Source organism: Marinobacter sp., from assembly GCF_041690455.1.
GTDB lineage: Bacteria > Pseudomonadota > Gammaproteobacteria > Pseudomonadales > Oleiphilaceae > Marinobacter.
Genome location: NZ_JAWLHI010000009.1, coordinates 20179 through 40558 on the forward strand (window position 1 = coordinate 20179; position 20380 = coordinate 40558).

General features: G+C 58.9%; 20 protein-coding genes and 1 tRNA gene. 7 read left to right on the plus strand and 14 right to left on the minus strand.

Features of this window, described 5'->3' with window-relative positions:
• Nucleotides 1-18 precede the first annotated feature (18 nt).
• Entirely contained in the window at nucleotides 19-2193 is a 2175-nt protein-coding gene (locus ACESMW_RS03405) for a DNA topoisomerase 3 (RefSeq protein ID WP_372985673.1), read from the minus strand.
• A gap of 122 nt (nucleotides 2194-2315) precedes the next feature.
• On the opposite strand from ACESMW_RS03405, the gene ACESMW_RS03410 reads away from it, so the two are divergent.
• A complete protein-coding gene (locus ACESMW_RS03410) occupies nucleotides 2316-2672 on the plus strand; it encodes a BolA family protein (protein WP_372985674.1) in 357 nt (118 codons plus the stop codon).
• Entirely contained in the window at nucleotides 2669-3292 is a 624-nt protein-coding gene (locus ACESMW_RS03415; RefSeq protein ID WP_372985675.1) for an L-threonylcarbamoyladenylate synthase, read from the plus strand. Before ACESMW_RS03410 ends, ACESMW_RS03415 begins: the two co-directional genes overlap by 4 nt.
• Nucleotides 3293-3326: 34 nt before the next feature.
• Here the strand turns inward: ACESMW_RS03415 and ACESMW_RS03420 are convergent, their stop codons facing one another.
• Complete coding sequence (locus ACESMW_RS03420) at nucleotides 3327-3974, minus strand: MBL fold metallo-hydrolase (RefSeq protein ID WP_372985676.1); 648 nt, start codon at nucleotides 3972-3974, stop codon at nucleotides 3327-3329.
• A 68-nt stretch (nucleotides 3975-4042) separates the two neighbouring features.
• Nucleotides 4043-5539 (minus strand): diguanylate cyclase domain-containing protein, encoded by a 1497-nt coding sequence (locus ACESMW_RS03425; RefSeq protein ID WP_372985677.1) that lies wholly within the window; start codon nucleotides 5537-5539, stop codon nucleotides 4043-4045.
• Nucleotides 5540-5746: 207 nt separating this feature from the next.
• Between ACESMW_RS03425 and ACESMW_RS03430 the strand changes: the two genes are divergently transcribed.
• Nucleotides 5747-6409 carry an alpha/beta hydrolase gene (locus ACESMW_RS03430; protein ID WP_372985678.1) on the plus strand — a complete coding sequence of 221 codons (663 nt, stop codon included), beginning with the start codon at nucleotides 5747-5749 and terminating at the stop codon, nucleotides 6407-6409.
• A gap of 36 nt (nucleotides 6410-6445) precedes the next feature.
• Here ACESMW_RS03430 and ACESMW_RS03435 read toward each other — a convergent pair whose 3' ends face one another.
• A complete protein-coding gene (locus ACESMW_RS03435) occupies nucleotides 6446-7024 on the minus strand; it encodes a DUF3365 domain-containing protein (protein WP_372985679.1) in 579 nt (192 codons plus the stop codon).
• Between the two features lie 118 nt (nucleotides 7025-7142).
• Between ACESMW_RS03435 and ACESMW_RS03440 the strand changes: the two genes are divergently transcribed.
• The gene (locus ACESMW_RS03440; protein ID WP_372985680.1) at nucleotides 7143-7445 is read left to right on the plus strand and encodes a monooxygenase; all 303 of its coding nucleotides are present in this window, start codon (nucleotides 7143-7145) and stop codon (nucleotides 7443-7445) included.
• Nucleotides 7446-7503: 58 nt separating this feature from the next.
• Here ACESMW_RS03440 and ACESMW_RS03445 read toward each other — a convergent pair whose 3' ends face one another.
• From ACESMW_RS03445 to ACESMW_RS03460, 4 genes are read right to left on the minus strand one after another with little or no spacing between them, the layout of a single operon-like run.
• Nucleotides 7504-8223: a response regulator gene (locus ACESMW_RS03445; RefSeq protein WP_372985681.1), complete on the minus strand. Its 720-nt coding sequence runs from the start codon at nucleotides 8221-8223 to the stop codon at nucleotides 7504-7506.
• The gene (locus tag ACESMW_RS03450; protein WP_372985682.1) at nucleotides 8210-9742 is read right to left on the minus strand and encodes a DUF4118 domain-containing protein; all 1533 of its coding nucleotides are present in this window, start codon (nucleotides 9740-9742) and stop codon (nucleotides 8210-8212) included. The genes ACESMW_RS03445 and ACESMW_RS03450 overlap by 14 nt, the downstream gene beginning before the upstream one ends.
• A 7-nt stretch (nucleotides 9743-9749) precedes the next feature.
• Nucleotides 9750-11111 carry a TrkH family potassium uptake protein gene (locus ACESMW_RS03455; protein WP_372985683.1) on the minus strand — a complete coding sequence of 454 codons (1362 nt, stop codon included), beginning with the start codon at nucleotides 11109-11111 and terminating at the stop codon, nucleotides 9750-9752.
• Nucleotides 11108-11761 carry a potassium channel family protein gene (locus tag ACESMW_RS03460; RefSeq protein ID WP_372985684.1) on the minus strand — a complete coding sequence of 218 codons (654 nt, stop codon included), beginning with the start codon at nucleotides 11759-11761 and terminating at the stop codon, nucleotides 11108-11110. The genes ACESMW_RS03455 and ACESMW_RS03460 overlap by 4 nt, the downstream gene beginning before the upstream one ends.
• Before the next feature lie 276 nt (nucleotides 11762-12037).
• Here ACESMW_RS03460 and ACESMW_RS03465 point away from each other — a divergent pair, with 276 nt between their 5' ends.
• Nucleotides 12038-13492, plus strand: a complete 1455-nt coding sequence (locus tag ACESMW_RS03465; protein WP_372985685.1) for a TrkH family potassium uptake protein — start codon at nucleotides 12038-12040, stop codon at nucleotides 13490-13492.
• A 67-nt stretch (nucleotides 13493-13559) separates the two neighbouring features.
• On the opposite strand, the gene ACESMW_RS03470 is transcribed toward ACESMW_RS03465, so the two are convergent.
• From ACESMW_RS03470 to ACESMW_RS03485, 4 genes are all read right to left on the minus strand, one after another.
• Entirely contained in the window at nucleotides 13560-14255 is a 696-nt protein-coding gene (locus ACESMW_RS03470; protein ID WP_372985686.1) for a hypothetical protein, read from the minus strand.
• A 15-nt stretch (nucleotides 14256-14270) separates the two neighbouring features.
• Nucleotides 14271-15005, minus strand: coding sequence for a HupE/UreJ family protein (locus ACESMW_RS03475; protein ID WP_372985687.1), 735 nt, complete (start codon nucleotides 15003-15005; stop codon nucleotides 14271-14273).
• A gap of 48 nt (nucleotides 15006-15053) precedes the next feature.
• Entirely contained in the window at nucleotides 15054-15428 is a 375-nt protein-coding gene (locus ACESMW_RS03480; RefSeq protein ID WP_372985688.1) for a hypothetical protein, read from the minus strand.
• 94 nt (nucleotides 15429-15522) lie between these two features.
• Nucleotides 15523-15599, minus strand: a tRNA-Arg gene (locus tag ACESMW_RS03485).
• 81 nt (nucleotides 15600-15680) lie between these two features.
• On the opposite strand from ACESMW_RS03485, the gene ACESMW_RS03490 reads away from it, so the two are divergent.
• Together ACESMW_RS03490 and ACESMW_RS03495 are read left to right on the plus strand one after the other, a co-directional pair.
• Complete coding sequence (locus tag ACESMW_RS03490; protein WP_372985689.1) at nucleotides 15681-16394, plus strand: TIGR04283 family arsenosugar biosynthesis glycosyltransferase; 714 nt, start codon at nucleotides 15681-15683, stop codon at nucleotides 16392-16394.
• Nucleotides 16381-17013, plus strand: a complete 633-nt coding sequence (locus ACESMW_RS03495; RefSeq protein WP_372985690.1) for a TIGR04282 family arsenosugar biosynthesis glycosyltransferase — start codon at nucleotides 16381-16383, stop codon at nucleotides 17011-17013. The genes ACESMW_RS03490 and ACESMW_RS03495 overlap by 14 nt, the downstream gene beginning before the upstream one ends.
• 5 nt (nucleotides 17014-17018) lie before the next feature.
• Here ACESMW_RS03495 and ACESMW_RS03500 read toward each other — a convergent pair whose 3' ends face one another.
• A complete protein-coding gene (locus tag ACESMW_RS03500; protein WP_372985691.1) occupies nucleotides 17019-19856 on the minus strand; it encodes an insulinase family protein in 2838 nt (945 codons plus the stop codon).
• Between the two features lie 34 nt (nucleotides 19857-19890).
• Nucleotides 19891-20190, minus strand: a complete 300-nt coding sequence (locus tag ACESMW_RS03505; protein ID WP_092004079.1) for a hypothetical protein — start codon at nucleotides 20188-20190, stop codon at nucleotides 19891-19893.
• Nucleotides 20191-20380: the final 190 nt, after the last annotated feature.

Sequence of the window (20380 nt, forward strand, 5' to 3'; positions counted from 1 at the left end):
AGGGTCGGTTCAGTATCGTTATGTATTATTGCGTAAACCCGATGCGGGTTTGCCGTTGTCATCGTCGACCGTTTGCCGACAGGCCGGGAAATTGCTGCAGCCCCAGAACCAGCCCTTCTTGCCTTTGCGCCGCACAAGTGGCGAAAAGCAGTGGGGGCAGGGGATAGGCTTCTGACCGGTGCCATCGACCGGGGCGCTGTCCTCGATCGGTCGGGTGCCCTTGCAGTCCGGGTAGCGGGTGCAGGCGTGGAAACGGCCGAACTTGCCTTCCCGCTCCACCATCGGCGCGCGGCACTTGGGGCAGTGGATCGCCTGGCCGGCTCCCTCGGATTCCGGCGCCGGGCTGGCCTTGCCCTGGGGCCGGTTCATCAGCTCCCGGATTTCCTGCTTGAGGGTATCGAGGAATTTGCGGGGGTCATCCTCGCCACGGCGAATGCCCTCCAGCGTCGCTTCCCAGACTGCCGTGCGATCCGGCTTGCTGACGGATTCCGGGAGCGCTTCGATCAGGGTCTTGCCCTTGGCGGTGGCCCGGATGTGTCGCCCTTCCCGGAATAGATAGTCGCGCTTGAACAGGGTTTCGAGAATGGCCGCTCGGGTGGCCTCGGTACCCAGGCCATCGGTTTCCCGCAGGGTTTTGCGCAGTTCGGCATCGCTCACGAAGCGGGCGATGTTGGTCATGGCCGAGAGCAGGGTAGCGTCGGTGAAATGCTGCGGCGGCTGGGTCTTGCGCTCGGTGACCGTCGCCGCATCGCAGTGCACCGGTTCGTTCTTCTCCAGCCGGGGCAGCGGTGCTTTCTGGGGTTCCTGGCGCTGTTCCCGCAGTTTCAGTTCAAGGTTCTTCCAGCCCGGTTCCAGGATGGCAGTTTCCGTGGCCCGGAACCGGTGGTCCGCCACCCGGACGGTCAGCCGGCCCTCTCGGTGGATGGCATCCGGCGAAAACTGCATCAGGTAGAAGCGGCTGATCAGCCCGTAGATATTCTCCTCGGCCTGGGTCAGCTTGCCATTGGGCGAGGGTCGGTTGGTGGGGATGATCGCGTGGTGGGCATCCACCTGTTTGTCGTTCCAGGCTGCGCTCTTGCGATCAAAGTCGGCTTGTTCGCAGTGGCTGGCAAGAGCCGGTGCTACCCGGGAGATGGCCTGCACCACCTGCTGACGCTGGCCGAAATGCTCCTCCGGCAGGTAGCGGCAGTCGGACCGGGGGTAGGTGATCAGCTGGTGCCGCTCGTACAGGTTCTGGGCGGTGTCCAGTACGTCTTTCGCGCCCATGCGGAACAGACGGCCGGCCTCGATCTGCAGGGCAGAAAGGGAGAGAGGCAATGGCGGTGCTTCGGGCCGGTCCCGGAAGCGGGATTCGACGATGGTGCCTGGTCGGTCCTGAACGCTGGCGGCGATCTGCTCGGCCACCTCCCGGTCCATCAGGCGGTTTTCTTCGTCCAGGTAATCCTGGAATTGCTCGTCCGGCAGCCAGCGGGCGTTGAACGGTTTCGGGTCCACGCCTTCTTCGTGGGCCCTGAACTGCCCTTCGATGCGGAAGTAGGGCTTGGGCTCGAAGTTCTCGATGGTGTTGTCCCGCTCCACCACCAGGCCCAGAACCGGGGTCTGTACCCGCCCCACGGAATAGACGCCCTGTTCTCCCTGTTGCTGGTAGCTGAGGGTGTAGAAACGGGTGAGGTTGATACCATAGAGCCAGTCCGCCCGTTGCCGTGCCAGAGCGGAATGGGACAGGCGCCGGAATTCCCGGTTGTCCCGGGTGCTGCGGATGGCTTTGGCGACGGCCGAGGGTGTCAGGTCGTTGATCAGTAGCCGCTGTACGGGTGCCTGGGTGCCCACGTAGCGCAGCACTTCGTCCACCAGTAGCTGGCCCTCGCGGTCCGGATCGCCGGCGTGGACGATGGTGTCGGCCTGGCGGATGAGGGATTCGAGTACTTTCAGTTGCTGGCGGACGCTGTCCTTGGGGGTAACTTCCCAGTGCTCCGGTATCAGGGGCAGGTCTTCGGCGCGCCATTTCTTCCACACCGGGTTGTAGCGCGCCGGTTCTGCAGGTTCCAGCAGGTGGCCGATACACCAGCTGACGGTAGCTGCGTCTTCGCCCTTGCCACAGCGGATCCAGCCCTGGCCTTTTTGGTGTGGGCCGGGGAGGGCAGCGGCGATGGCGCGGGCTAAGCTGGGCTTTTCGGCTATATAAAGGTGCATGGCTTCGGGTGTTTGCTGATTGGCGAGGGAATGTGGCTGTTTGGGGCGTTGGTGTCAAGGCTCTCGATTCGTGTAGTAGACTGTCCTCAATTCCCCGACGAAAAGCAGCTGGAGCGCTTTTGATGAAAGTACAGAATGCCATTGAATCCAAACTGAACGATGCTTTCGATGCAAGTATCCTTCAGGTGGAAAACGAGAGCCACATGCACAGTGTGCCGCCGAATTCGGAGACCCATTTCAAGGTGACGTTGGTGTCGCCGGAATTTGAGGGTCAGATGAAGGTGAAGCGCCATCAGACCATCTATAAGGTGCTGGCGGACGAGCTGGCGGGGCCGGTTCACGCGTTGGCGCTGCATTTGTATACGCCGGAGGAGTGGGAGGCCAGTGGCCACGCCTCGCCGGATTCACCGAATTGTATGGGCGGGTCGAAGGGCGATCCGGCTATGGCGATGAAAACCGGTCAGGGAGAAGGTTCATGAGTCAGTTTTTCCAGATTCATCCGGAAACGCCCCAGAAGCGGCTGATCAACCAGGCGGTGGAGATCCTTCGGCGGGGTGGGGTGATTGTCTACCCCACGGATTCGGCTTACGCCATTGGCTGTCATCTGGGTGACAAGCAGGCGGCGGATCGGATCAAGCGGATTCGTAAGCTGGACGACAAGCACAACTTTACTCTGGTGTGCCGGGACCTTTCGGACATCGGAGTTTATGCCAAGGTGGATAATACCCAGTATCGGCTGCTCAAGAACTTCACCCCGGGGCCGTATACCTTCATTCTGGATGCTACCAGTGAAGTGCCGCGCCGGTTGATGCATCCCAAACGCCGCTCGATCGGGGTTCGGGTACCGGACAACGCGATTGTCCAGGAGTTGCTGGGTGAACTGGGCGAGCCGATCATGAGCAGTACGCTGATCCTGCCGGGTGAAACCGAGCCCATGACCGATCCGGAGGAAATCCGGGATGTTCTGGGCCATGAGCTCGATCTGATTATTGATGGTGGCTTCTGCGGCATGGAAGCCACCACGGTGGTAAATTTCACCGGGGATGTGCCGGAGGTGACCCGGGTGGGCAAGGGCGATCCCGAGCCGTTCCAGGTCTGATCAGGCGCCTGTCAGACAGATCCCGGGGCTGGTTTCAGCCCCGGTGATCGGAAACAAACGGGTTGGTGGCGCGTTCCTGGCCGAAGGTGGACATGGGGCCGTGGCCGGGGATGAATGAGACCTGGTCGCCGAGCGGGAACAGCTTTTCCCGGATGGACCGGATCAGGGTGTTGTAATCACCCTTGGGGAAGTCGGTGCGGCCGATGGAGCCCTGGAACAGCACGTCGCCCACCAGTGCCAGTCCGGATTCCCGGTGGAAGAACACCACGTGGCCCGGTGTGTGGCCCGGGCAGTGCAACACTTCCAGGGTCTGGTTGCCAACGCTCACTTCATCACCATCTTCCAGCCACCGATCCGGCGTGAATACTTCCGGCGCCGGGAAGCCGAACATCTGCGCCTGCTGGGGCAGGCCCTGGATCCAGAAATTGTCTTCCTTGTGGGGGCCTTCGATAGGCAGCCCAAGTTCCTTCGCCAGCTCTGCCGTGCCGCCGGCATGGTCGATGTGGGCGTGGGTCAGCAGGATTTTCTCCACGGTCACGCCTTCCTCCCTGACCGCCACCCGGATGCGGTCCAGATCGCCACCGGGATCTACCACGGCAGCCTTGCCGGTTTCCTCGCACCAGATCAGTGAGCAATTTTGCTGGAACGGCGTGACGGGAATGATTCTGTATTTCAGGGACATACCTTTTCTCGGATGGTGTCGGGGATTGATGAAGGCCTTATGGTACCAGTTTCCGGCGGCAGCAGGATTCAGGCAAAGCTGACCCCACTGCGCCCGGAGGCCTTGGCCCGGTACATGGCAGCATCCGACGCCTGCAGGAGCTCTGTTACGGTGGCACCGTTGTCCGGATAGATGGCCACGCCCACGGAGGCGCCTACTTGCACCGCGTCATCTTCAATCCGGAATGGTTGTGCGGCCACGGCGATGATTTTCTGTGCGATCACTTCGGCATCATCGGTGTTGGCCAGGGGCGAGGTGATCACCAGGAATTCATCACCGCCGTGGCGGCCGACGACATCTTCCTCCCGAATACATCCCTCCAGACGTTTTGCGATCACTTTCAGCAGCTCATCCCCCGCTTGGTGGCCGTAACGGTCGTTGACCGGTTTGAAGTGGTCCAGGTCGACAAACATCAGGGCAAAACGGCTGGCATCCCCTTTGGCGCGATTGATGGCTTGGCCAAGAGAGTTAAGCAGGGCTGCCCGGTTTGGCAGGCCGGTCAGCAGGTCATAGTCGGCCTGTCGGCGGATCTTGCGCTGCGCCTGCTGCAGCTCTTCGTTGGATCTGGCAAGTTCGGACGCCTGCTGGGCCATCCTGCGCAAAACCGGCCTCAGGGATCGCCACGCCAGCAAGCCGGCCAGCAGTGAAAGCGCGAGGGTGACCATGACGCTGAACACAATGTCCCGGATAACCGTGCCGAAGATTTCGTTGGTTTCTGCCCACACATGCACTTCCCAGTCATAGTCGGGCAGGGGCCGCAGGAAGGACATCACCCGGGTGCCATCTTCCAGTGTGGCTCGAAAGGACTCTCCCTCCTTGCTGGTTTGCACCTTCAGCTGATCCGCCAGGCACGGGTCTGCCGCGGTCATGACAAACTGACCGGTGGTCCGATCAAGGGTGATTCGTTTGGTGCGGTCGCTGTCGAGCAAGCAGATCTGTGAATTATCCGGGCCCTCGAAAAGGCTCCGGAGCGAATTCAGGCTGAACAGCAGAAGGTCATAACCCACCACTTGATCCTCCGAGGTGATCGGGCTGGCCACATGAAGCAGGGGCGGGCTTGTCGTTCCGCTTGCCAATGGATACACCAGAATATCGAGTTGCTCCTCGAACGGCAGGCGGGCAGGAAGGGCGTCCGCTATCGGGCCGATGCGAATCAGCTCGGAGCCATCGGCGTCATAGCGAAGGATGGCTTGCAGGTTGGTCAGGCCTTCCGCTGCGTCCTCAAGGCGTGGCCGGGTAAACTCGGCCAGTTCTGTTCTCGTGATTTCACCCTCAAGGTATTGGGCCAGTTTTCTGGCCAGTTCCGAGCGACTGGCGGTTTGTGCGGCCAGGTTGTGGTGCTGGTCGAAGGCGGCCCGGATGCTGGCGGCCTCGGCATCGGCGAAGCTGGCAGCCGAGAGTTCGGCCCGGGAGTGGATCTGGTTGATCAGGGGCGTGGCCACGATGGTGGCGACCAGAATACCGGTGAGCACAACAGCGATGACGGCCGTAATGATGATATGGCGTTTGTGTTCAGTGATATCCATCGATAGCCGTGCCGGGAAAAACTGTTGCAATAAGTGACATACTATAACCGATTTCTCTTTCTTACGTGACTCCCTGAACCATGAGTTGCAGGCCAGGACACCCTGCCGTTGGCAGCCCGACCTTCCGCCCATGCTGCAAACTTTCCGTGTAAACTGAGCCCTCGGTTACCCTGAGTGGTATCAAAGTATTCATCCGATGGAGAGAACATGAAAGCATTGCAGACCCTGCAAATCGAAACCGGCGAAGATCCCCGTGTGACTGTTATCTGGTTGCACGGCCTGGGCGCCAGTGGCCACGATTTCGAGCCGGTGGTACCGGAACTCGCGTTTGCCAGGGAGCAGGCTGTCCGGTTCATTTTCCCTCACGCGCCGGAGCTGCCGGTGACGGTGAATGGCGGCATGGTGATGCCCGCCTGGTACGACATTCTCGCCATGGATATCGACCGGAAAGTGGACGCGCCCCAGCTCAAGGCCTCTGCAGATGCGGTGGCTCAACTGATCGAGCAGGAACTGGAGAAGGGCATTCCCAGTGAGAACATCCTGATTGGCGGTTTCTCCCAGGGCGGGGCAGTGGCCTATGAGCTGGCGCTGAGCTATCCGCAAAAACTGGGTGGGCTGTTCTTACTTTCCACCTATTTCGCTACCGCGGACAGCATCCGGCTCGCAGAGGCGAACCGCAACATCCCGGTGTTCGTTGGCCACGGCACCTACGATCCAGTGGTTCCGGAATCGCTGGGGCGAGCCGCCGCGGGTAAGCTGGAAGAGCTAGGATTCAAGCCCGAGTATCGCAGCTACCCCATGGAACACAGCCTGTGCCTGGAGGAAGTCCGGGACCTGGATCGCTTCTTCAGTCGCTGCCTGGGCAGCTAACCGCGAGGCTGCCAAACGGCAGCCCGCGCCTTGGAATCACTTCGTGGATGGCTGATAGGTCACCACGAAGGCACCCCTGAGGTCACCCTCGGAAAAGCCCGTCGCCTGGTCGTTCGGATACAGCTCGGCCAGTTTGGCTTCAACTTCCGGGTCAATGTTTTTGCCATGACAACCCAGGCACAGCTTCTGGGTCGGAATGGCGCTCATGTACTGGAATGTCGGCTGGCCTTTCGCCTCGGAGACCTGCCAGAGTTCCACCGGTTTGCCGTTCTTCACCGGCTGCTGGTCCATTGCCAGCAGCTGCAGCTTCTGCCAGTCGGTCGGTGCGTTATCCGGGTTGCGGACCTTCAGGCTGGTGCGGCTGATGGTCCACTCCTCGCTGCTGTTATTGGCGGCAATTTCAGGGGCCACGGTATTGCAGACGCCGATACCATTGGTGAGGCCGCCTTCCTTTATTGCCGCCTGGAGGGCCTGTTTCAGAGAGCCGCCAAAGGCTTGTACCTTCGAGCGGGCCTCGGTAACCAGTTCGTCGGACGATTGCGCCGGAGTCTCGGCCAGGACGGGCACGGAGAGCATCGATAACAGCGCAGCCGCCGTGATAATTTGTTTGGTCATTGATAATCCTCCCTGTTCATGTGGCATAAGTATATAACATGATTTTAGCCCACAACTTGAGCCAGGGCAGGGCTGCGACGATTTGTCGTCCTATACTGAATGAAAACAGGAGATTGCTATGAAAACCCTTTTACAGGTTGATTTCCCCTTTACCGGGCCGTTTGGCGAGGAAATGACCAATGCCATGCAAGATCTGGCCGAGTCCATTGCGCAAGAGCCGGGCTTTATCTGGAAAGTCTGGACCGAGAATCCGGAAACCCAAGAAGCCGGTGGGATTTATCTGTTCGAAGACGAGGCCAGTGCCCGCGCCTACCTGAAAAAGCATACCGAGCGGCTAAAGGGCTTCGGGATTCCCCAGGTGAATGGCAAGGTCTTTCAGGTGAACGAGGCGTTGTCGGCGATTGATAACGGGCCGGTTTGAATCGGAGAGCGGTGCTTGCGGCAAGAGTCGTAACCGGTGACGAATCTGGCTTTTTCATTCATTTTCCGACAAACCGGTAACCCACTCCCGGTTCGGTCTGGATGTAGTGCTGCTCGGTCGGGTCGTCCCCCAGTTTCTGCCGTAATCTGCCGACGACCACCCGCAGGTAGTGGGTATCCTTGGTATGGGTAGGCCCCCAGATCTCCCTGAGTAGCTGGGATTGGGTAACCAGATGGTCGGCGTTGAGCATCAGGGCCCTTAGCACTGCGAACTCTTTCGGGGTGAGCCGAAGCGGCTTTCCGTTGCGGGAGAGTTTCCGAAGCGTCAGGTCTATATACAGGGTGCCGTCGTCAAACACAGACCGGTTTTTCTCAAGGCCGGTCGATAGGCTGCCGTTGGCACGAAGCTGGCTTCTGACCCGGGCAAGAAGCTCCTCGATACCGAATGGCTTGGTAACATAGTCATTCGCGCCCAGATCCAATGCCTTGACCTTTTCCTGTTCTCTATCCCTTACGGATAGAACAATCACGGGAACCGTGGACCACATTCGCAGGGCAGCCAGGACGTCTGCACCATCCATATCAGGCAGGCCAAGGTCGAGTATGACAAGGTCCGGTTTTTCCGTTTCACAGAGTGAGAGTCCCTGTTTCCCGCTATCCGCCTCAAGCAGATCGTAGCCTTCGGTTTTCAGGCTGATCCTCAGGAAATGACGGATCTGGGGTTCATCATCAATGATCAATAGCCGGGGCAACCTCGACTCCTGGTTAAAGCTTGTCATTAACCTGGTTCCTGGAAGTGTGCTGCATGGGCGTTTGGGGCAACGGCAACCTGATTTCTATGGTGGCCCCTTTATTGCCGGGGCCACTCAAGGCACGCAGGCTGCCGCCATGGGCGGCCACCATTCCCTGGCATATCGCCAGACCCAGCCCGCTGCCATGGGGGCCTCGGTCTCCCTGGCCACCCGTGAAAAACATATCGAAGACCTTGCCCCGTTGGCTTTCCGGTATTCCTGGACCCTGGTCCGATATGGAAAGTATCAGTTCGCTTTCGGTGGCCCGGGCTGCAATCAGAATGGTTGAGTGCTCCGGTGCGAATTTTGTGGCGTTTTCCAGCACGTTCACCAGAGCCTGCTCAATCAGGGCAGGGTGAACAAAAAGCAGGGGCAGGTCGTCGTCAATACGACGCTCAATGTGAAAGCCCTCGAGCAGGCCACGGGTCCTTCGGAGGGCGGAGGACAGGAGGTCAGTCAGGGCGATCCAGTCCCGTTCAATTCTGAGTGAGCCATGCCCGAGTTTGGTCATATCCAGAAGATTACGGATGTATCGGTCGAGCCTTTGGCCCTCGCTGACAATCGAATCCAGCAGGCTTTTTCGGTCCTCCGGACTCAGTCGCTCCAGCATGGCTTGCAGGGTGCTGGCAGAGCCAATCATTGAAGCGAGGGGCGTTCTCAGGTCATGGGAAATGGAGGATAGCAGAGCCGATCGAAGGCGCTCGGTTTCCTCGGCGATTCGTGCTGCTGACAATCGGGCTGCCAGCTCCGTTCTCAGCCAGGCCAGGCCCAATTGGTGCGTATAGGCATCAATAAACAGCTCCCGGTAATTTTCGGGAGTGAGGTTGTGGGTTTTTATTCCCAGAGCGGCGTAAGTCTCCTGATCAGCCTCGATCGGCTCAAAGCGCCATGGCCGATCGGGGTGGAACTTGGTGAAAGCACCACTGGCACTGCCGGTTTTCAGGGTGTGCTCTGCGGCGTTGTAATCCTCCGGCGCCGGCTCCTCCGCGCCGCCAGATCCTGCCAACACCCGAAGTGTGCCGTTTCCCGGGTCCTTTGCCACGATTAGGACGGGCAGGGCCAGGTGAGCACTCAGGGTGCTGACGGCTTCGGCCTGGACCGTCTCGATGTCGGGCGCCGATGCCAGTCGACGAGTGAATTCCAGCAGGGCAGTGGTCCGGCTGTTTGATGCCCGGAGTTTTTCGATCTGCTGCCGCAGCCGGGCTGCGAGATTCCCGACGATCACCGCAGTGATCAGGAAAAACACGACTGTCAGCAGTTCATCCGAGTCCGTCATGTGGAAGGTCAACCGGGGCTCGGTGAAGACAAAGTTATAAGTGAGGAAGCTGACAAAAGCAGTAAACAGGGCTGGCCGTATGCCGGTACGAGCGGCTACCCAAAGGACCGCCGTCAGGAACACCAAAGACAGGTTGCCCAGCGGCAGGATGTTCTGAAGGGCAAGCGACATTGCCGTCGCCGCGGCAACGCTGACGACTCCTTTTGAATAATCGTTGTTCAGCTTGACCATACGCCGCTTATCCTACGGGGAACTCGGTCGTAGCATAGCGCACGTGCGACTTTCTCCGGACCGTCAGCGTGTAGCCGAGGGTCAGGGGACCTAGACGCCCGATCAACATCACGGCCATGATGATCCACTGCCCGACGGTTCCCAGTTCGCCGGTGGTGCCCCTGGAAAGCCCCACGGTTCCGAATGCGGAGACGGCCTCGAACGCGATGTCGAGGAACTCGTCATCAACGGTGGCGGAGAGGGAAAATACCGCCAGGAAGATGATCGCCATGCCGAGGGTTGCTGTGGCCAGTGCCTTGAGGACGGTTTCCTGGCTGAGTGAACGCCGGAAAAACGAGACCTTGAGGTTGCCCCGGAGGAAAGAGCGGGTAGCGGCCAGCAGGATGACGAACGTGGAAATCTTGATGCCGCTGGATGTCGAGTTGGGCGCCCCGCCAATGAACATCAGTAACAGCATCAAGACACTTGTGCCTGCCGTCAGGGCGCCGATATCGAGGGTGTTGAAACCGGCGGTTCTGGGCGTGGTGCCCTGAAACCAGGCTGCCAGGAGTTTGTCGGTGAAACTGTCCAGTGCTCCGAGTGTCTCCGGGTTGCCAAACTCAAGCACCAGCACCGCCAGCGTTGCGATGAGGTTCAGAACCAGCGTAGCCCCGAGAATGATCTTTACGTAGACCGAAAGCTTGCGCCAGGAGCGATGCTCGAACAGCTCCATCATCACGATGTAGCCCAGACCGCCGGCGATGAACAGGGCGGTCACCGAAAGTGTGATACCTGGATGGGTGACATACCCGGACAGGCTGTCTGGTGACAGTGCGAATCCGGCATTATTGAATGCCGAAATGGTATAGAAAATCGCATGATACATACCTTCAGGCCAGCCCAGTTCCGGCACAAAGAAGCTGCTCAGGATCACAATGCCAATCAGTTCGGCAGTGAGAGCGAATCCGGCGATTGACGCACCGGCTCTGCGGGCGGTATGCAGGGAGATCTCGTTAAAGGCCTCCTGGGCCACCAGCTGATGCTGTAGTTTGAGTTTGAAGCCGAGGGCGAGGGCAGTCAGAACTGCAAAGGTCATCAGGCCCAGACCGCCCAACTGGATCAATGTGAGTATCACCAGTTGGCCGAACAGCGTGAACTGGCTGCCGGTATCCACAACCACGAGGCCGGTCACGGTAACTGCCGAGGTGGCTGTAAAAGCGGCTTCCATCCAGGTAATCGGGCTCGTCGTCGCGAACGGCAGCTTGAGTAGTGCCGCGCCGAGACCGATCAGCACCAGAAAACTCTGCAGCAACAGTCTCGGCGGGTTTATCCGCCGCTGCTTGGCGGGCCCCGGCTTCTTGCCGACCAAGTCAAACAGGCGAGCGGTCATAGGTTGTTGACGAGTTTTCTGAGGTCCTCCAGCTGGCCACTGAGAACCAGTTTGTCACCGGCCAGGATAGTCCAGGTATGGTCCGGGTTTGTGTGTGCCTTCTTGTGCCGTTTGGCAACCAGGGGTTTAACGTCCAGCTCTCCAACCAGGTCCCCGATGGTTTTGTCGACGAGATCGTCCGTCGCGCGGAATTCCACCACAAAATAATCGTCATCCAGACTCAGGTAGTCGTGAACCATGGGGTAGTTCAGTTCCTGGGAAATGCGAACGCCCATTTCGTATTCAGGGGCAATGATACGTGTCGCCCCAAGGCGCTCAAGAATCCGGTGATGCTGGTTGGTTAGTGCCTTGGCCCAAACCTTGGGCACGCCGAGTTCCCGTAGCTGAAGGGTGGCCAGCATGGTGGCCTCGACGTTTCGGCCGATGGCAACCACGGCCACATCGTAACTGCCGGCATTAAGCTCGATCAGGCTGGATTCATCGGTGACGTCGGCAATGACAGCATGGGTTATCTCGTCGGCCATCCGGTCTACCCGCTGGGCATCCGAATCAATTCCGAGGACATCGTGACCGAGCCGGGTTAGTTCACGGGCTATGGTAGCTCCGAACACGCCTAGACCGATCACAATGAACTGCTGTTGTTCAACCATGATGAGAACAATTCTCCAGGAGTCTGAATGAGAAAACGGCAGCCTGCCGAATAGATGCTCTTGATAGCGTACGTGCGTCAAAATAGTCGCATAAAGCCGGCAACCTGGTTCTGTTGTACCCGTAAAAATAGCGTAAAATTTTGCAATGGTGTGTGCTAAAGTTCTGTTGTTTATGCTTTCCTTTAGCTCCTGATTAAATCCGGCATCACCGGAGCCTTGCTAGCCACACCATGTGACTGCCAAACGACTTTCCCAAAGGGCCGTGCGCTACTGACTATGCCGTTGTTACATCTCTTGCCGGTTATTCAGATTCTCGGTTTTCTCCTGATCCTGCTTAGCTTTTTGATGACGCTCCCGGTCAATCTGCTGATGTTCGGCAACACACCTGACTGGATGGCATTCGTGAAGTCGGCGGGTATCAGCTTTTTGGTCGGGCTTGCCTGCTTTTTGAGTGCCGGTCGTAAACGTCATGCTCTCAAGCAGCGCCAGATGTTTATTCTTACGGTCTCGGCCTGGATTGTCATTCCATTGTTTTCCAGCCTCCCATTGCTGATGAGCGATCTGAAGCTTTCTATCACGGATGCGTTCTTTGAGAGCATTTCCGGGGTTACCACCACCGGATCCACGATCATGTCGGGGCTTGATCATTTGCCGGGCGATATCCTGCTCTGGCGCTCCATCATGCAGTGGATGGGTGGTATCGGCATTATTGGCATGGCAGTGGCCATCCTGCCGTTCCTGCGCATTGGTGGTATGCGCCTGTTTGCCACTGAATCCTCGGAATGGACAGAGAAAGCCGTTCCCCGGACCAATCGCCTGGCTCGTGGACTGGTGTTCAGCTACCTGGCCCTCACGGTTGGTTGCATTTCCGTGTACTGGCTCCTTGGGATGGACCTGTTCAACGCAGTCAATCACGCGTTGACGACCGTCTCCACCGGTGGGTATTCAACCTCGGACAGTTCCATGGGCCAGTTTGACGAGCTGTCGATTCTGTTTGCCTCCTCTTTATTCATGATGCTGGGGGGCGTGCCTTTCTTTCTGTTCGTCCGACTACTGAATGGTCATGCCCAGCCTTTGCTGAGAGATCGGCAGGTTCACTTCTTCCTCAAGTTTCTTTTGATTACCGCCGCCCTGATTGCGCTTTACCGTATTCTCCGGGATGGGACGTTTCCTCTTGATGCCTTTGTTCATGCGCTCTTCAATGTAACCTCTGTGGTTACGACCACCGGATACGCCTCACAAGATTATTCCCTGTGGGGGCCGTTTGTTATTGTCCTCTTTTTCTTCCTGACCTTTGTAGGTGGATGTTCAGGTTCCACCAGCGGCGGCATGAAGATTTTCCGTTTTCAGCTTTCGATGTTGTTGCTAAGGGAGCAGGTTCTGCGCTTGCTTCATCCCAATGCCGTGTTGGCACGTCACTATAACGGCCGGATCATCAGTGACGAGATTGTCGCGTCTAGCGTAGCCTTTTCCTTCATCTTCCTGGCTACGCTGGCCGTTGTGGCGGCGATCCTGGCTGCCTTGGGGCTGGACCTGGTGACCAGCCTGACCGGGGCGGCAACCGCCCTGGCGAACGTGGGGCCCGGGCTTGGCGACACCATTGGCCCGGCCGGAAACTTTCAGCCCCTGCCTGACGCCGCCAAATGGGTTCTGATGGGAGCCATGTTACTGGGCCGTCTGGAGCTGTTAAGTGTGTTTGTGATGTTCTCGCCGCATTTCTGGCGGAGTTGAAGGAGCTACACAAGGCCTGGGAGTGGCTCCCGCCACGGGGAGCCAACTCTCGAGAGCCAGGTTCCAATCAGAGCACCTTTTTTAGCTCACCGTAATCACCACCGGTACGAATCACCAGCGTGATGTCGTTGTCATTCCGATTGCGGAAGAACCAGCCGTGATCGCCGGTAAACGCAGCCACCAGTTTGCCCTCGTCTTCCGGAACACCTCGTCCCTTTTCATAGGAGACAGACTGGCCACCGCCATTGCCGTGGGTGTCGTAATTGATCGGGCCACCCTCAGACACCCAGTAGAACCGGGCTACAGCACCCTCTTCCATCGTGAGTTTGAACTCTGTGCCTTCACCCGGTGTCAGAACCACGCGCACTTCATCCTGCCACTGGGGTTCCGCAGGTGCAGGCTCTGATGCTGCTTCTTCCGGGGCGGGCTCAGTGTCAGGCGCGGAAGCCGAGGCTGTTTCCTGGGCTGTTTCGGTGGTGACAGGTTCGGCTGCTTCCGGAGCCTTCCGGTTGGCCGAAGATTGCACAGCAACCATCTGGGCAGCCTCGTCCGCGGCAGCCTCTTCGGCAAGTTGAGCCTTGATTTCGCCCATTTCAGCCAGACCCAGCAGTCGGCCCGCGCCGGTTGGGTCCAGGGCATATTCCGCGGGCATTACCACTGTCACCAGAAGAACCAGTGCCACAATGGCTGCGATGATGGTTGAGCGAATCAGTTTGGCGGTGCTGGGTAATTCTTCACGGTTTGGTATGTCAGTGTTGTACATAACGTATCTCCAGGATTAGGCGACAAAGTAACCGGTGAGCTGATAGCCGAAGAGCAGGAACCCTGCGCTCATCATGGCGACATTGGTGGTATAGGCGTGGCGGAAAAAGCCGTCGGTTTTGCGCCAGAAGCTGATGGCAATCAGGATCATGGTCAGGGCAATGAGTTGTCCGATTTCCACACCCACATTGAAGGCGAGGAGGTTCGGAATCAGGCCATCCGGCGAGATGTCGTATTCGATGATCTTGGTGGACAGGCCAAAGCCGTGGAAGAACCCGAAAATGAGGGTGGCAGCCTTGGTGTTGGGCTGGAAACCAAACCAGCGCTGGTAGGCGCCGATATTGTCCAATGCCTTGTAAACGATCGAAAGGCCGATAATGGCATCGATGAGGTAGCTGTTGATGCCGACATTGAAGTACACACCCAGCAACATCGTGGTGGAATGCCCCAGCGCAAACAGGCTCACATAGATGGCGATGTGCTGCATGCGGTAAAGGAAGAAGATCACACCCAGCAGGAACAGCAGGTGGTCATAGCCGGTGACCATGTGCTTGGCCCCGAGATAGGTGAACGCAATGAGGTTTACACCGGTAATTTCCTGAATGTACCCCTTGTCACCCTGGGCGACAGCATGGGCCAGCACATCGGTGCTCATTCCGAGCAATCCGAGGGTCAGGAATATCCAGATGACTCGGTTTCCGCTGGCGAGGTTTTGCGCACGCCAGCGGCCGTCAAGCAAAGTTGACAACATAGTGACTCCGTCAGTTTTCGTGTTATTGGGCTGCAGATGCAGCGAGACTCAAACTGCGAGTGATGCTTTTGGCGGGCGGTCGAGCCGATAACGAAAACTGCGGGGAGAGTCTCCGGCGAACGGAACAGGCTGCCGGAATGCGAGCACATGGCTGGAGACAAGGCGGATGGTCAATTGATCCACGGATTCGTGGGTGTGGTTGCCAGAGTCGTGATGCAAGGGAATATCTGGCTTTTCGTCGGCGTCATGGCTGTGATGATCGTGACTGTGCGGGTGATCATCCAGGTCCATTGCCGATGTCTCAGTCAGTTCAGCGATACCATGGGATGCGGCTTCACCGACGACCGAAAGGGTCATCCCGGCCAGCGCCACCAGCATGACAAGAAGAGGAAACAGCTTTTTACGGTGGATCGCCGTAATCATGGGTATCAGATTGCTGGTCCGGCTGGTGGATCAATACGGGGTCTGAGAATAGCATGCTCTCAAGGGAGCAGGAATTAAAAATGGTCAATCTGAATGGTACCCCCGGCAGGACTCGAACCTGCTACCTTCCCCTTAGGAGGGGGACGCTCTATCCAGATGAGCTACGGGGGCAAATCTGCGAGAAGGCCGGTATGATAGCGGGCGAAAGCTTGTGGCTCAAGGTGTTGGCTTGCTGACTTGTCTTCCGGGAGTGTGATTTTGTCCCAGCCGTTCTCGTTAAGCGTGATTGTTCCGGTCTGGAAAGAGGCCGGAGCCATCGTCGAAACTCTGCAGGCGCTTCAGCCGATGCGCGGGGCTGGCCATGAGGTGATCGTGGTGGATGCCGGCAGCCCGGACGGGACAGCAGAGCTTGCGCGCCCGTGGTGCGACCGGGTGGTGGTATCCGGCAAAGGCAGGGCGGTGCAGATGAATGCCGGTGCAGTTGTGGCGCAGGGAGACGTGTTGCTGTTCCTCCATGCCGACACCCGATTGCCCGAATCGGCCCTCTCCGAGCTTGAGCAGTTCTCCAGGAGCCGTTTCGGCTGGGGGCGTTTCGATGTGGCACTGAGTGCCCGCCGCCCGATCTTCCGGGTTATCGCCTGGTTTATGAACTATCGGTCCCGCCTGACCGGAATCTGCACCGGCGATCAGGGCATGTTTGTGCGTCGGGAGGTGTTTGAGGCTCTTGGGGGCTTCCGCGAAATGCCGCTAATGGAAGATGTGGAGTTTTCCCGCCGGTTGCGACTGGTATCCCGCCCCTGGTGCATCGCCGATCCGGTGATCACCGACAGCCGGCGCTGGGAACAGAACGGCCCCTGGCGTACTATTCTGCTGATGTGGCGATTGCGTTGGCGTTACTGGCGTGGCGAATCGCCGGAATCCCTGGCGAAGGCCTATCGATCGGATGTCCGAAATGCCTCTGAGTAATCCTCCCTCCGCTGTTTTTCTCCAGTTTGCCAAGTGGCCCGAAGCGGGCAAGGTCAAGACCCGACTGATGCCGGAATTGGGCCCTGTCGGTGCGCTCGAGGCCCACATCCGGCTGACCCTGAAGGTGCTCGATAACCTGTGCGCCACCGGTTATCCGGTCGAGTTCTGGTGGGATAGGGAGGAGGACGAACCAACCGGCGAGGCCTTGCCCATTCTCGAAGAAGTGGAAGGCGCGGGCCTGGTTCAGATGGTGCAGCAGGGCAGCAGTCTCGGTGAACGAATGGAGGCTGCGTTGGGCCTATCCTTGCAAGAGTATGACCGGGCCCTGGTTGTCGGAAGCGATTGCCCTTCGGTGGATCCGGACTATGCCCGGCATGCGGTGGCGTGCCTGGCGGATCATGACGTGGTACTCGGTCCCTCCGACGATGGCGGGTACGTTCTGATCGGCGCTTCCCGGGTTGTGGAGGGCATGCTGGAGGATATTGAGTGGGGAACGCCGGAAGTGCTGAAGCAGACTTGCGAACGACTCGAAAAAGCGGGGCTCAGCTTCTTCCTGCTGGAGCCCCGCTGGGATGTGGACGAGCCCGAGGACTGGGCCCGTTTTCTGGGGAGTCGCTGAGTCGGTCAGCTTGCCGGCACCGGCGGTAATTCGGTGAGCGTACCCAGTGCGCGATCGGCTTCCAGGCCGTTGCCGCCGGTGACCACCCGCAGTGCCTGGTCTCTCTCCAGTACGGACTTGCGGAAGGTATCCAGCAGGTCCTGCCTCGTGACATTCTTCACCGCCTCGGCAAGCTGCTCCCTCGAGTTGAAGGTTGCCATGCCACGGTCGATTTCCCGCCAGTAGCGGCCGGAGATGTCCCCCAACTGCCGATCCTGTTCCAGCAATTTGCTGATCACGGCCTGTTTCTCCTGGTTCAGCCGTTCTTCGGTCAGGCCTGTCAGTACACTCTCAAAGCTTTCCGAGAACTCCCGCACTGCGCGATCAATCTCGCTTTGTGATGCGGATGGGGACTGCACCACAAATCCCAATGCCGGCGTTTCCAGCATTTCGAACGGGGTGGCATACACGATGTACCCCAGCTGACGGTTGGTGCGGATCTCCTCGTAGAACGGGCTGCTGATGATCTGCCCCAGCAGCCGATAGCGGGCCCGCTCCGCGAAACTGGTGTTATCGCCCTGCATGTAGAGGGTGTAGCCGGTATCCGGGTGATCCACGGCCAGGGACACCTCGGTTTCTTCCTCAGGCAGCTGACGCACCTGGCTGCGCGGGACTTCGGCAAGCCGGCTTTCGTCCAGCACGATAGCTTCCACCTGCCTTGCCAGGTTCAGTGCATAGGCTTCGGTGACATTACCGTGGGCGAGCATGACCGGATCAACTTCGGTCAGCAGGTTGCGGGCAAAGGAGCGCAGCTCGTCCAGGGTGATCTCCCGGGCCGCGGCCAGTTTCTCATCGGCACTCCAGGCACCTTCGATCAGAGCCGTCTGGACAAATTCGGAGGTCTGTTCGACCGGGCGGTCCTTGGCCTGGTTCTGAAGGTTGTCGATCAGGTTCTGCCGGGCAATCCGGAACCGCTGTTCGGTCAGCAGCGGATCACCTACCTGAAGCAGGATCCGGTTCAGCAAACTATGGAGTTTGTCGTTGTAGCCGCCCACGCGAATGGTGATGCCCCGCAGATGGGAGTAGACGCTGTAATCCAGGCCCGCAAGGCTGGCGGCGTAGGACGAGGCATTGAGGTTGCTGTTGACCGCATCCACCAGAACCGTGGTCAGTACGGCACTACGCGCACTGGCCCTGGCGGCCGGGGTACGCAGGCTGACGAAAACGTTGGCCTTTGGTGTGCCGAACCGGGTATCCCGGGCAAACCAGGTTTCCATCCCGTCCTGGCTGCCCAGCAGCATCGGATGAGCCATGGTGTCACCGGTCACCATGCCGAGGTTTTCCGGAACAAAGGGATTGGGCATTGGCAGTGCCAACTGGGTTACCAGCTGTTCTGGGGCGCCGGTAGTGATCTCCGAAGGCGACAGCTCGGTCATCTGCCAGGCGGCGTCGTACCACTGGGTGGTATCGGGCTCTTCCAGTTCCGGCTCCGGAGCCAGCACGAAGACCATCAGGTTGTCCGGAGTCAGCCGATCCAGAATGTCGCGGTACTGCTCAGGTGCATACCGTTCCATCAGCCAGGGAGCACTCAGGATATCTTCCGCCGGATAGTGCTGGAGCTGGCCGGCCAGGCGCATGGCCTCGTGCAGGGGTTCTCCCTGTTCCCGGAAGCGGAAATCGATGGTGGCCAGCTGTTGCATTTCCTGGAACCGGTTCTCGCGGATGCCGGATTCGCGGATCCGCTCGATGTAGTCGAACACCAGCGGCAGGATCTCGTCCTGGCGCTCCAGGCCTTCCGGGGTCAGCGCCATGCTGATTTCCAGCGTTGCATTGTCGCCAGTGTCCATGCCCAGCCCGGCAGAGAGGCTGTCGGCCAGTCCGGCGCGCTTGAGTACATCGAACAGGCTGCCGGGGCCTTCATGGCCCAGCAGGTTGGCGATATAGCTCGCCGGTTTGGTCCGGTAGTTTTCCTGCTGGGACGGAATCGGGAAGCTCAGGGTCAGGCTGCGGACATCCTTGATGGCATCCGCCGTGACCCTGGCTGGCAGGTCCTTGGTCCGGAACAGGGGGGCCGGATGCTTTTTCTGCTCGAGGCTGCGGTTTTCGATGGCGTCGAATCGCTCCCGCACCAGGGTTTCAAGCTCATCCAGTGACTGGGGACCATAGACCGAAAGCGTCATCAGGTTGGCGGAGTAATGGTTTTCCCAGAACTCGATCAGGTCCGGGCGCAGGGGATTGTCTTCGGTATTCTCCAGTGTGCTCAGGTTGCCGACGGCGAATTGACTGAAGGCATGGTTCGGGTTGCTTACCGCCTTCTTCACGGAATAGAAACGCCGGCCGTCCTCCTTCTGCTTGGCACTGAATTCGGAGTGCACAGCGTTGCGCTCCCGATCCACCAGCTCCGGGGTGAAGAGGGGGGCAGAGAACTGCTGGGCGAAACGGTCGAGCGCGGGTTCCAGGAACTGCGCCTGCACATCGAAGAAATAGTTGGTGTCCTGAAAGGCCGTGAAGGCGTTGTGGCGCCCGCCATGGCTCTTGATGAACTGCTGGTATTCACCCGGCTCCGGGTACTTCTCGGTGCCCAGGAACAGCATGTGCTCCAGGAAGTGGGAGAGGCCCTCGCGCCCTTTGGGATCATCTCCGCTACCCACGGCGACGTTCATCGATGCCGCCGCCTTGTCCGCTTCGGAGTCGGAAACCAGGATCGCCCTGAGGCCGTTGTCCAGCTCCAGGTACCGGTATTCATTGTTGTCATTGGGACTCTTGCGGGGTTCTGTCGCAGCCAGGGCCAGGCTGCTCAACAGCAACAGTGCCAGGCAAGACAACGCATGGACGTATTGGCGGATCTGCTTTCCGTGGGTCATAGGGCCTCTGCGGTCTTTGGATTCGGTTGGGTCATCAGTGCATCAGGGCGTTGCGGGTAGCCTCTGGCTGCTGGTCCAGGGTTTTACGAGCCAGATCGGCCGCTTTCTCACTGTCCAGCTGGCCCGATGCAATCCGTTCAAGCACGGTGGCCATGATGGCGACGGACTGCCGATACTCGGAGAACTCAGCCTGGAAGGCCTGATCGATGGCCTCATACACCGCCTGGATTTTTTCCTCCCGGGAGCCGGAGTTGGCGGCGGTATCGTTGATGGCCTTCAGGCATGCCCGGGCGATGGCGATGTAACGTTCAGTGTTCGGGTTGTCTTTTTGCATAGATGTGGTTTTCAGGGAACCTTGTTGACTGTGACATGAAATGACGCCGGAAAGCGCAATAAGTTCCTGATTATGGCATTGCCGGCCATGGGTTTCATGGCTTTCTGTAATGGGATTTTCAAGGCCGGCAATCCGGGCGCCCTGTGCTAGTCTCAGAGACAATGTGTCGGAAAAATCGCCAGGCCCATTG